This is a genomic window from Phenylobacterium aquaticum (assembly GCF_947378715.1).
GTDB lineage: Bacteria > Pseudomonadota > Alphaproteobacteria > Caulobacterales > Caulobacteraceae > Phenylobacterium > Phenylobacterium aquaticum_A.
Map to the genome: position 1 here is coordinate 1 of NZ_CANCLE010000126.1, position 11958 is coordinate 11958.

Consider the following 11958-nt stretch of genomic DNA (forward strand, 5'->3'; position numbering starts at 1 on the left):
GCGATCGGCGTACAGCGGGTCGTTCGGCTTCTTGCCGCCGTGCAGCAGGATCGCCGGATCGCCGATGCCGCCCCGGGCCCAGGTCTCGGCGATCGGCTGTTCGCGGTTCCACTCCCAGCGCAGGTTCCGCCGGGCGATGCGCCAGACGCCGTCGCGCTTCTGCATCCGGTCGATCGCCCGGGCCAGGGTCAGGGTCTCGAACGGCGGATCAGCGGCCGGATAGCGGGCGAAGGAGAGATAATAGCTCTCGCAGGTCGCCCTGGTCGGCCCCTCCAGCTCGACCAGTATATTGGTCACGGTGTGGGTCATCAGCCGGTCGCTGTGCAGGGTCGGCAGCACCGCAGCGATATAGTCGCTGGCCGAGCCGAGGAACGACCCGCCGTGATCCTCGACCGCATCGTCGTGATAGCAGGCCCGCAACAGGGCCTCGTCGCCGCGATCGACGGCGCGGCTATAGCTGAGCACCACCTCGGTGATCGCCTGCTTGTCCAGCAGGGCGCGGATCTCCGCCATGGAGACGTCGGGTTCGCTCATGGTCTCAACGGGTCTTGGCGTCGAAATCCTCGACAAGGCCCATGGCCTTCAGGAGGTGGGCGCGGTCGTAATATTCGCGCCAGACCTTGATCAGTGGCCCCTCGAACTCCAGCACCCCCACCACCGGCGCCGAGCCGAACTTGCCGCGAATCACGAATTCGTCGCTGCGCTCCATGTAGAGCACCCCGTCGATCACCCCCATGTGGCGGATGTTCAGGGTGATGCTCTCCAGCCCGTCGCCCAGGCCGGAGACGCGCTTAAACACCGCATCGCGCCCGACGATCGGATCGACCATCATCGAATGCAGCACCCCGTCGGGGGTGAACATGTCGGCGACCTTGCGCCAGTCGAGCGCCCGCCAGGCCTCGGCCATCTCCCGGCCGATGGCGATCTTCTGTTCGTCCGTAAGGCTCTCGGACATGGTCTGGCTCCTCCCCTGATTTTGCGCGCGACGGCCTGTCGCGCCGCCTGGTTCTGAATTAACTTGCATAACGGTACCGACCGTTGGCAAGTCCTTTCTGGAGGAACCGAGTCTGGCGGTTCGAACGGCGTCATTCGCCGGGCGATCCGCCTGCCCGAAACTTCTCACATTGAGTGACTTGCTTGACGAGACGAAAAAAGACGGCCTATTCTCGGAGGTGTAGACGAACGAAAAACATACGGGGGGAAAGTCGTAGTCGGGACCAACCGCGAGCCATTGCGCCTGCGCCCACGGTCTAGCGCGGCCATCAGCTCCTGGCCTTATGCAAGTTGGCTTGACCCCAGGGTCAGCCCTGCCAGGAGGGTTCGTCCGACGACGCCACACCCCCTCATCACGTCGAAAATTTCCGCCTTGCGCGGGGAAACAACACGGGCCGCCGACGACTTTTCAGGTCGCACAGGCCCAGGGGGAGAAAACCAGTGAAGCTGCAACACACCACATCCATCATCGCCCTGCTCGCCGGGATGACGTTGGCCATGCCGGCCTTCGCGGCCGCCGCCGGCGGCACCCAGCTCGAAGAGCTGATCGTCACCGCCCAGAAGCGCGAGGAAAACGTCCAGTCCGCGCCCCTGGCCATCACCGCCGTCACCGGCGCCAGCCTGGCCAAGGACCGGGTGCTGAGCCTGGAAGACCTCGGTCACAACATGACCGGCATCTCCTTCACGGCCAATTCGCCCCAGGCCAACGAGATCAACATCCGCGGCGTGGTCAACACCCGCCTGACCTCGCCCACCGCCGACCAGTCGGTCTCGACCTTCGTCGACGACGTCTATGTCAGCCGCTCCGGCAACCTGAACTCGTCCTTCTATGACGTGTCGCGGGTCGAAGTGGTGCGCGGGCCCCAGGGCGTGCTGCTCGGCAAGAACGTCGCCGGCGGCGCGGTCAACATCATCTCCAACGCCCCCAGCTTCGACCAGTCCGGCAAGGTCACCCTCACCCTCGGCAACTATGACCTGCGCCAGACCCAGGGCTATCTGACCGGCGCCCTGACCGACACCGTGGCCGGCCGCTTCTCGTTCCAGACCATCAACCACTCCGGCTACGCCAAGGACCTGCTGCACAATTCCGACCTCGAGGACCTGAACTCGGTCCAGGCCCGGGCGCAGCTGGCCTACAAGCCGTCGGACTCCGACCTGCGCGCCAGCCTCAATGTCGACTACGCCAAGGACGACAACCACGGCGTCAACCGCGTCGGGCTGAAGAGCACGACCCTGCCGGCCGGCCCCAACATCTGGTCCGGCACCCGCAAGCTGATCGCCGCCCAGCTTCCCGGCCTGAACATCCGCCAGAGCTTCCCGGTGTGGCCGCTGTTCGCCGGTGACCTGGCCCCGACGCCCCAGGGCGCCCGCCACGAGACCTATGACGTCATCGCCAAGGTCGAGAAGGACGTCGCGCCCAACATCCGGTTCGCCAGCATCACCGGCTATCGCGATAACCGCGCCTTCACGATGTACGACCAGACGGGCCTCGGCCCGACCAACGGCTTCAACTTCTCCGCCGCCCAGCTGGCGTCGGTCGGTTCGTCGCTGCTGTTCGCCGAGCCGGTGAACTTCATCGAGCAGGTCCACCAGTTCTCGGAAGAGGTCCGCCTGACCTCGACCAATCCCGACAGCCGCCTCGACTGGATCGTCGGCGCCTATTACCTCAAGAGCCGGGTGCACCAGTTCAACCGGTTCTGGGGTGAATCCTCGGTCCTGCCGACCCTGTCGGGCGAATCCCACTGGGATGACCACGGCCACAACCAGGACATGGCCGTCTTCGCCCAGCTTGGCTACAAGCTGACCGACACCCTGAAGTTCGAGGTTGGCGCCCGCTACACCCAGGACAAGAAGGGCGGCAATCAGCAGGGCATCATCGTCGCCACCGGCGACAAGCTGCACCCCCTCGACACCGCGCCGCTGACCCCGCTGACCACCAACTTCACCACCGGCTACGGCAAGAGCTGGAGCAAGCTGACCCCCCAGGCGACCCTGCGCTGGACCCCGAATGACACGACCATGGCCTATGGCACCGTGTCCGTCGGCTTCAAGGGCGGCGGCTTCCAGAACGACGCCTCCAACGCCTTCGCCGCGGCGACGCCCTACAACCCCGAGACGGTCACCAACTACGAGGTCGGCTACAAGACCGAGCTGTTCGACCGGACCGTGCGGTGGAATTCGGCGGTCTTCTACATGAAGTACACCGACCTCCAGGTGCAGCAGACGCTCGCCTCCTGCCTCTGCAACGTGATCAGCAACGCCCCTGGCGCGACGATCAAGGGCGCCGAGACCGACCTGCAATACGCGCCCAACCATTGGTTCCACGCCTGGGCCAGCGGCAGCTATGTCGATGGCAAGTACGACCAGTTCGTCTTCGCCGGCGTCAACAACTCCGGCCACCTGATGCAACGGACGCCCAAGTGGCAGGCGGCGGTGGGGGCGGAAGCCACCACCAGCGTCGGCTCCTGGACCGACGCCCTGGTCGGGCGGGTCAGCTATCGCTGGCAGGGCAAGATGCCGTGGGCGCCGGAAAACACCTCGTGGGAACCCGCCTATGGCACCCTCGACGCCCGGGTCACCCTCACCTCCCCCACCAAGGGCTGGAGCGTCTCGGCCTTCGGCAAGAACCTGACGGACGAGGTCTACCGCACGAACATCATCGTCTTCTTCAATGACGAAATGTCCTCGTTCGGCGCGCCGCGCACCTTCGGGATGGAAGTCTCCGCCCCGTTCTAAGTCTAGAGTTCTGGCCGGGCGGTTCGCCGCCCGGCCATTTTCATGTTTGAGTTAAAAGGGGTCGGTCATGGGCCGTTGCTACGCCATCCTGGGCAAGGTCATCGCGGCCTGGCAGGCCAAGGACATCGAGGGCGTCCTCGCCCACATGTCCGACGACATCGTCTGGCACTACGCCGCCGCCGCCATGCCGCCCGTGCGCGGCAAGCAAGCCGCCGGCAAGCTGCTGGGCAATTTCCAGAAGGACATGCACGCCATCCAGTGGCGGATCTTCGCCCATGCCGAGACCGGCGACCGCCTGTTCATCGAAGGCGTCGACGACTACACCACCGCCGACGGCAAGCGCGTCGCCGCCCCCTATGCCGGGGTGCTGGACTTTCGCGGCGACCTGATCTGCGGCTGGCGCGACTATGTCGACCTGGGCGTCATCGCCCAGCAGAAGGCCGGCGAACCGATGTCGAAGCAGGTCGAAGGCCTGCTCGACCGCCAGGTCGCCCCGTGAGCCCGCACGTGAGCCCCCTCTTCTCCCTCGATCGACGCACCCTGCTGGCCGCCGCCGGCGCCGCAGGCGTGGTCGCCGCCTCCCCCGCCCTGTCCCAGGAGCCTGCCATGTCCCGCCTCTATCCCATCTTCATGGCCGTCATCGAGGCCTGGCATCATCAGGACATCGAGGGCGTGCTGGTCCACGTCACCGACGACATCATCTGGCGCAATTCCTCCGGCTACGCCCCGGCGATCCGCGGCAAGGACGCCATGCGCAAGGCCTTGCAGGGCATGGCCCCGATCATCAAGACCAACAAGTGGCGGCTGTTCGACTATGCCGAGAACAACGACCGCATGTTCATGGAAGGCGTCGACGAGTTCTGGCTGACCACCGGCGAGCACGTGGCCATTCCCTATGCCGGCACGCTGGAATTCCGCGGCCCGCTGATCTGCGAGTGGCGGGAATATTTCGACGGCCGGATCAGCGCCGCGATGAAGGCCGGCCAGCCGATGACGGCCGAGCTGCAGGAGATGATTTCCCGTCCGGTGGCGCGCTGAACGGCGCGTCATGCGGCTCGGCGTCGCACGCTCGGCCATCTCGGATTTTAACGCAAATTAACCAACGCAGATGACTCTGGCCCCACGCCGCGCTTTGACGGCTGGGATCAGACAACATGCTTCGAACGATCAAGGCGCGTATGCGCGCGTCCTGGACCGCGGGTCTGTTGGTCATCCTGGCGATCTGCGCCGCCAACGCCATGCTGCTGAGCGGATCGAACGCCAAGCTGAAGGAGCTCAGCACCGTCTGGCTGCCGGTCGAGAACAATCTCGGCGACATCAACGGCTTCATCAGTGATTTCCGCGCCGTCGAGGCCAGCCACATCCTGTCCCTCGACGTGCCCACCATGCAGACCGCCGAAAAGGCGCTGGACGCCGACGTCAAGCAGATCGACGACCGCTTCAAGCTCCTGGCCCCCGTCCCGCTCGCGCCCAATGTCCGCCAGTCGATCAATGACCTGCAAAAGGCCTGGCTGGCCTACCGCGCCGACGGCAAGGACATGCTGGCCTTCTCGCAGCTGAGCCAGAAGGACCTGGCCACCGACGCCTATCGGGGCCGCCTCGACGCCTACAACAAGCTGAGCGCCGAGATCGTCGTCCTGGCCGACCAGGCCTCCGACGCCGCCGAGGCCGCGCGTCTGGCCGGCGAGAAGCAATTCACCCAGGCCATGCTGATGACCGCCCTGATCGCGGTGGGCATGGTGGTGGGCGGCATCCTCGCCGCCGCCTTCTTCGAACGCCTGGTGGTCTCGGCGATCCTCAAGCTCGAGGGCGTCATGAAGCGCCTGGCCGGCGGGGAGCTGGCCGTCGACGTGTTCGGCGCCGAGCGCTCGGACGAGGTCGGCGACATGGCCCGCAGCGTGCTGGTCTTCAAGGAGAACGCCATCGAGCGGGTCCGCCTGGAGCAGGACGCCGCACGCATGCACGAGGAGGTCGACCGTCGCCTGAAGGACACCGAGGCCGCCTTCGAGGCCTCCGGCCAGGCCCAGAAGCGCGTTGTCGACGCCATGGCCCATGAGCTGTCCGAACTGGCCCAGGGCGACCTGACGGTTCGCCTGAACCTCGACGTCGCGCCGGACTATGAGCGGCTGAAGGCCGACTTCAATTCCGCCGTCACCCACCTGCAGGACGCCATCCGCACCCTGTCCGGCTCGACCGTCGCCATCGATTCCGGCGCCCAGGAGATCACCCAGGCCGCCGACGACCTGTCGCGCCGCACCGAGCAGCAGGCCGCCAGCCTGGAAGAGACCGCCGCCGCCCTCGACGAGATCACCGCCACGGTCGCCAAGACCGCCAGCGGCGCCAAGGAAGCCACCGCCGTGGTCGCCACCGCCCGCGCCGACGCCGAGACCTCCGGCGAGGTGGTGCGTCGCGCCGTCACCGCCATGGGCGAGATCGAGGAAAGCTCCGGCAAGATCAGCCAGATCATCGGCGTCATCGACGAGATCGCCTTCCAGACCAACCTCCTGGCCCTGAACGCCGGCGTCGAGGCCGCCCGCGCGGGCGAAGCCGGCAAGGGCTTCGCCGTGGTCGCCTCCGAAGTCCGGGCGCTCGCCCAACGCTCCGCCGAAGCCGCCAAGCAGATCAAGACCCTGATCTCGGCCTCCACCCAGCAGGTCTCTTCCGGCGTCGACCTGGTCGGCCAGACCGGCCGCTCCCTGGGCCGCATCGTCGAGCATGTCGCGAGCATCGACGCCCTGGTCAGCGAGATCGCCGCCTCGGCCCAGGAACAGGCCGCCGGCCTTCACCAGGTCAATACCGCGGTCAATCACATGGACCAGATGACCCAGCAGAACGCCGCCATGGTCGAGGAGACCTCCGCCGCCGTCCACGCCCTGCGCGGCGAGACCGGCGAACTCTCCACCCTGGTCGGCCGCTTCAAGTCCGGCGACGCCGGCCAGCCGACGCGACGCGCTTCAGCCCCGCCCCGCGCGCCCGCCCGTCACGCCCCGCCGCAACGCCAGAAGATCGCCGTCGGTGGCGGCCACGCCCCGCAATCCCGGCCCGACGACACCTGGGAAGAGTTCTAGGGCCTGGTCACCGGCGCCGCCGCATTGGGCCCTGCCCGGTTCAGGCGGCTTCGCAAAAGACCCGGCGCGAGGCGATCGTGGCCGATGAGAGGCTCGGGGTCTGCCGTCGAAGGCGATCCACCCCGACCTGCGCGGCGTGCCGTCCCATGAAGCCGGTCTTCGCGCTGTCGCCGCCGGGGACCAGGGGATAGTTCTGCGCGAACTTGCTCGCCACCACCTTGGCGTGGGCCAGGGTCGGCAGGAGTTCGGCCTGCAGGATCGGCGAGATCGGCGCGCCGAGATCCAGGGCTGACAGGGTGGCCCAATCCGACCTCTGCTCATCAATGCGGGCCTTGGTCCATTCCAGCTCCGTGTAGATGGATCGATAGTGGCTCGCTTCCTCTTGCGGCAGGTGTGACACGACGCCGGACGCCCGCGCCACGTCCCACGCCGCCGAGGGCATGTTCGGAAACTGCGGTTGTCCCAGGGGCCGCTTGAGCGGCGGCGCACCCGGCACGCCCAGGGCGCTTCCCACCTCGGCGAGGCGACGATCGATGCAGGGCTCCTCCGCAATAATGAAGTCCAGGCTGTCGAGATCAATCCCGACCTCCTTGCGCAGGGCGGCGCGGGTCTCGGCGACCTCGTGGCGCCAATGCAGCCATTCCAACGTCTGCTCGCCCGACAGGGCGATGGTGATGCCCACCACGATCACGAGGATCTCGGAGGCGAACTCACGCCAGCTGTGCACCGGCTTCGGTCTGTGAATATCCATGAATCCCCACCGGCATCGGAGTGGAACCGTAGCCGTGCGGGTTGATCGTCCGCAATGGGTCGAACGCTGTCATGGCCCGTTCACCTGGAACCAGGCGCCCGGCCATTGGCCTAGAAGCGGTCGTTCCGAACGTCAGCGAAGGGTGGAAAACGGCCGCTACGTAAATCAAATCCAGTCGCCGCTGACTGCCATGGCACAAACAAAGCAGCCGAGAAGCCATCCGGGAACATTGGACAACACGTATACCGCGCTCGCGATGCGCGCGCCTTTCGCGCGGATGACGAGCGTTGCTCCAACGACGGGCCACCCAAACAATACGCCAGCGATTGGCCATCCGGCCCATTTCGGGCTGGCGTTCCGAACGTCCATGGCATCTAGCCATAATGCGCCCCACGGGATCAGGGCGGCCCAAAGCAAAAACACACCCAGAAAAGCAGCAAGCGTTACAGGCTCCGTCAGGCGGGCGCGAACACTCTTGAGCATCAGGACGACTGCGAACACAGGAACGGACAGCAGAAGCGGATAAATCATGTCCGCATTGTCCAGCATGAACCTTAGATGGCTTATCGCCCGCTCGGCGTCATACGGATGGCCCACTATCGATGCCCCACTACTTCAGCGCGAACCGAACTATGGCCAATCTCTCAACGAACGCAACGGGTCGAATGCCGCCATGGCCCCTTCGCCTGGAACCGGACCTTCGCCCACCCGCCTCGAAGCCGCATTGCGTCTGCCAGCGACGGGGGAACGCGCACCTCGCTGACGCCAAGCCTCCCATAGCCCTGGACCACCCCGGCCAGATGCGCTTCGCTCATCCTCAGCCACCTCAGGAAAGGACCACCGCATGATAACCGTTTGGGGCGGACAGATTTCGCGATCGATCCGGGTCGTCTGGGCGCTGGAGGAGATGGGCCTCCCCTACCGCGTGAAGCAGGTGGACATGCTGGCGCCCGAGCAGGACCCGGAGTTCCTGGCGGTCAACCCCGCCGACTACATCCCGGCGCTCCAGGACGGCGACGTCTCCATGATCGAGTCGATCGCGATCATGGAATATCTGATGGCCCGCTACGGGCCGACGCCGCTGGCGCCCGCGCCGCAGGATCCGACCTTCCCCGCCTACCAGCAGTACCTGCACCTGGGCGAAGCCGGCCTCGCCACCCTGATGATGCCCGTCGTCGTCAGCCGCTTCATGGCGCCGGAGGCCGAGCGGGAGAACTGGGGCGCGACCTGGTGCCTGAAGGTGCTCGGCAAGCGTCTGAAGCTGGTCAGCCAAAGGCTCGCCCACTCCCCCTACCTCGCGGGCGACGCCTTCACCGCCGCCGACATCTCGGTGACCTACGCGCTTGGCCTCGGCCAACGAAACTGCGGCCTCATCCTCGGCGACGCCGAACAGGCCTACCTCGCCCGCACCACCGGCCGCGACGCCTATAAGCGCGCCATGGACCGCTCGCACGAGGGGGTGGGCGGCTAGGTCTTCATCGCGATGAGAGATGGGCCGTGTCGTTCAACCGCACGACTGTGCGCGACCCGTCGCCCCCGATGCGCAAATGCGTCAGGCTGCAAGGCCTGATCTCGTACATCAGATCGCGAAGCTGCCGGTCGCTATCAAGCCCCAAGACCCAGTTGATCGCGCAGATGATTGCGTTCGTATGGCTGACCAGGACGAGCCTGTCCCTGCCGCTGGCGCGCAAGGTCGAGAGGCACAACGACATGCGGCTGTAGAGCTCACGCCAGCTCTCCCCCTTCGGGAACGGCGCCCAATCCAGGGCCGGCTCTTGAAACGGCGTTTCGAGGCGGCGCGCCTCCTCAACGGTCAGCCCCGCGGCGACTCCATTGTTCAGCTCACGAAGCGCCGGCGCCAATTCGACATCGAGCCCCACCGCGGCGCCGATTATGGCCGCGGTTTCGGAAGCCCTGGCGAGGTCGCTGCTGACAATAGCGGAGAGCGGGAACGGAGGGTGGTCCCTGAGAAACGCCCCCGTCGCCCCGGCCTGCGCTCTTCCAAGGTCCGTCAGCGACGAGTCCGTCCAGCCGCCTGTTCGGCCGTCGAGGTGATGCTGGCTCTGACCGTGACGAATGACGAGCAGTTCCCGCACGGCGCCCCTCGCGACTGGCATGTCGATCGCTGATCATACACGCGGGGCGGAATGGGGACATGATGCCTATTTCCCGGCTCCGTCCGCGCCGATCAAAATCGGGAAATAGGTATCGTGTCCCCTAAGCAGCGCTCAGCCGGCGCGGGCCTTGGCCGCGTCCCTGACCGTTCTGAGGTCGGCCCAATCGGGCGTCAGCTTCAGCGCGGCGTCGTATTTGGCGATCGCCGCCCGCCGCTCGCCCGTGCGGACCAAGGCGTCGCCCCAGCCCTTCAGGGCGTCCGCGAAACGGGGGCCTTTGGCGTGCGCGGTCTCGAAAAGGGCGAGCGCGCCCTTCACGTCTCCCCGGTCAAGCTTCGCCTGCGCCCATTCCGCATAGGCGAACGGAAGGTCGGGCGCCTGGCGCACCGCCTCCGCGAAGGCCCGGTTGGCGCCGACCGGGTCGCGCCCCGCCGCTGCGATCTCGCCTCGGATACGCAGGCAAAGGTCGCAATCCATGGCCGTTGTCGCGATCTGGGTCTGGGCGCCGGCAAGATCGCCGGTCTTGAGCAGGGCGCGCGCGATCAGCGGGCGCACCAGGGCCGGTTGCAGCAGGGTGAGGCTGGGTTGCGCCGCCTTGCCTGCCTCGATCAGGGCGTCCACCCGGCGAAGATCGGCCAGCGCGCCCGCCCAGTCGCCCCGCTCGGCGGCAAGCTGATAGTCGGGGATGGAGAACCAGCCGGACGCAGCTTCGTTCAGATAGAAATTGACGTCCTGTGGGCCCGCCTCATCCAGCGCCGCGGCGGCTGCGGCCGGATCGTGGGCGCGCGCCAGGGCCCAGGCGACCTGGGATTGCTGGAAGCTGAACGACTGCTGGCGGACCATCCCATTGGCCAGGGCGCGATAGTCATGCACGGCCCGGCCGAAGTCGCCGAGCTGGCTCGCCAGATAGCCGGAGCTGATCAGCCGGTTCGAGGCGGTGGTCTCCGGGGTCACTTCCGCCGCCGTCCGCTCGAAGAAGCCCGGCGTGTCCAGATAGAGGCTCTCCTTGAAGAGCGCTTCGTCGTGCCCGCTCCAAAGGGCGATGGTGGCGGCGTTGATGTGCGCCTGCTCTCCGCCGGCGCCGCCGAGCGCCTCGGCCGTCTTCACCGCGGCGGACGCCTTTTTGAGATCGCCGGCCGCCAGGTCCAAAGTCGCCAACAGGTTATAGGCCCAGGGCCGCTCCTGCGCGTTGGCGGAATTGGCGAGGGCCTCGGCGACCTCCTGCGCCTCCTGGCGTCGATTGAGTCCCAGGAGATATCGGGCGTAGCGATAGGGCTGGCTGGCCCGATAGAGCGCCTCCGCCGTCTTCTGCGCCAGGGCGTCGAGGTCCTCGACCGGGCCCTCGGCCGTCTCGCCGGGCTCTTCGTCGAGGCGCGCGGTAAGGGCTATCCCGTTCGCGGTGCGCAAGACCTCGCCGCGGACATGCTGGGCGTGACCGAGCCTTTCGCGGAGCAGCTTTTGCACCTCGCCAAGACTGATCCCGGTTTCCGGGATCTCGACCTTCAGCTCAGCGCCCCAATTGTTCTGATAGCTGGTGGCGGGGCGCTCGGCGACGGTGGCCGCCTGCAGGGCCTCCAGCTTGTCGAGGACCCGCTGGGCGATCACCTGGCCGGTCAGACCGTCCCTGGCGATCTCGGCGGGCGTGGAGAAGGCCTCGATCACCAGGCCGTGGTCGCCCGCAGCTTCAATCACCATGCCGCCGATGGAGATCAGCACGATGAGCACGCCGGCCGCCACCAGGGTGGAGAAGGCGTTGCGGATACGATCGGCATAGGCCTTTCGCCGGGTCGCCACGATGGCAAGCCGCCGCTCCTCGTCGAAATGCTTGATCTGGAGCTCGGCCAGGGCCCGTTGGGTGTCGAGATAGGCGCCCGCCTTGGCGGCCAGTTCGGGGTCGCGCTTGGCCTCGTCCATAGCCAGGGCAATGGCCGCCGCGTCCCCGGCGCCGGAACCACTCTCCGCCCGCTCCTCGGCCTCTTCGCCGAGCACGCCTTCGATGAACCCGCCTTCCGCCATCCGTCCCCCGCTGCGGCTACGCTTAGCCTATCGCTCGGTCTTGCCAATGCCCCCCGTCTCTCACCCCTGCGTCACGCTGAACGCCGTCGCCGCCTCCCCGCAGTGGTCGCAGGTCACCAGGGGGACGAGCTCGTGGCCGCAGGTGCGGTGATAGGTGATCAGCGGCGGGCCCTGGTCGGTCGCCAGCCAGCGGTCGCCCCAGCGGTTCAGCTCGGCGATCAGCGGATAGAGGTCGCGGCCCTCGTCGGTCAGCCGGTATTCCCAGCGTTCCGGCCGCTCC

At 66.9% G+C, this 11958-nt stretch carries 12 protein-coding genes; 5 read left to right on the forward strand and 7 right to left on the reverse strand.

All coding sequences use genetic code 11. From position 1 onward, the window contains the following. Window positions 1-534, reverse strand: a 534-nt coding sequence (locus Q7P21_RS15120; protein WP_304177722.1) for a nuclear transport factor 2 family protein, incomplete at its 3' end; no start/stop codon positions are given. A gap of 4 nt (window positions 535-538) precedes the next feature. Continuing rightward, entirely contained in the window at window positions 539-955 is a 417-nt protein-coding gene (locus Q7P21_RS15125; RefSeq protein ID WP_304170465.1) for a nuclear transport factor 2 family protein, read from the reverse strand. Between the two features lie 479 nt (window positions 956-1434). Between Q7P21_RS15125 and Q7P21_RS15130 the strand changes: the two genes are divergently transcribed. The 4 genes from Q7P21_RS15130 (at window position 1435) to Q7P21_RS15145 (ending at window position 6797) form a co-directional block, all read left to right on the forward strand. Beyond that, window positions 1435-3729 carry a TonB-dependent receptor gene (locus tag Q7P21_RS15130; protein ID WP_304170467.1) on the forward strand — a complete coding sequence of 765 codons (2295 nt, stop codon included), beginning with the start codon at window positions 1435-1437 and terminating at the stop codon, window positions 3727-3729. A 67-nt stretch (window positions 3730-3796) separates the two neighbouring features. Next, window positions 3797-4228, forward strand: coding sequence for a nuclear transport factor 2 family protein (locus Q7P21_RS15135; protein WP_304170468.1), 432 nt, complete (start codon window positions 3797-3799; stop codon window positions 4226-4228). Window positions 4229-4236: 8 nt separating this feature from the next. Continuing rightward, window positions 4237-4767 (forward strand): nuclear transport factor 2 family protein, encoded by a 531-nt coding sequence (locus Q7P21_RS15140; protein WP_304170469.1) that lies wholly within the window; start codon window positions 4237-4239, stop codon window positions 4765-4767. A gap of 116 nt (window positions 4768-4883) precedes the next feature. Further along, window positions 4884-6797 carry a methyl-accepting chemotaxis protein gene (locus Q7P21_RS15145; RefSeq protein ID WP_304177723.1) on the forward strand — a complete coding sequence of 638 codons (1914 nt, stop codon included), beginning with the start codon at window positions 4884-4886 and terminating at the stop codon, window positions 6795-6797. A 40-nt stretch (window positions 6798-6837) separates the two neighbouring features. Here the strand turns inward: Q7P21_RS15145 and Q7P21_RS15150 are convergent, their stop codons facing one another. Both Q7P21_RS15150 and Q7P21_RS15155 read right to left on the reverse strand, forming a co-directional pair. Beyond that, window positions 6838-7548, reverse strand: coding sequence for a hypothetical protein (locus Q7P21_RS15150; protein ID WP_304177725.1), 711 nt, complete (start codon window positions 7546-7548; stop codon window positions 6838-6840). A 165-nt stretch (window positions 7549-7713) separates the two neighbouring features. Next, window positions 7714-8079, reverse strand: a complete 366-nt coding sequence (locus Q7P21_RS15155) for a hypothetical protein (RefSeq protein WP_304177726.1) — start codon at window positions 8077-8079, stop codon at window positions 7714-7716. Window positions 8080-8392: 313 nt separating this feature from the next. On the opposite strand from Q7P21_RS15155, the gene Q7P21_RS15160 reads away from it, so the two are divergent. Continuing rightward, window positions 8393-9019 carry a glutathione S-transferase family protein gene (locus Q7P21_RS15160; protein ID WP_304177727.1) on the forward strand — a complete coding sequence of 209 codons (627 nt, stop codon included), beginning with the start codon at window positions 8393-8395 and terminating at the stop codon, window positions 9017-9019. A 4-nt stretch (window positions 9020-9023) separates the two neighbouring features. Here the strand turns inward: Q7P21_RS15160 and Q7P21_RS15165 are convergent, their stop codons facing one another. From Q7P21_RS15165 to Q7P21_RS15175, 3 genes are all read right to left on the reverse strand, one after another. Then, window positions 9024-9644, reverse strand: coding sequence for a histidine phosphatase family protein (locus Q7P21_RS15165; protein WP_304177729.1), 621 nt, complete (start codon window positions 9642-9644; stop codon window positions 9024-9026). 132 nt (window positions 9645-9776) lie between these two features. Beyond that, on the reverse strand, window positions 9777-11678 hold the full coding sequence (locus tag Q7P21_RS15170) for a hypothetical protein (RefSeq protein ID WP_304171254.1): 1902 nt from the start codon (window positions 11676-11678) through the stop codon (window positions 9777-9779). Window positions 11679-11738: 60 nt separating this feature from the next. Beyond that, the coding region (locus tag Q7P21_RS15175) for a helix-turn-helix domain-containing protein (protein WP_304177731.1) at window positions 11739-11958 on the reverse strand (220 nt) is incomplete at its 5' end.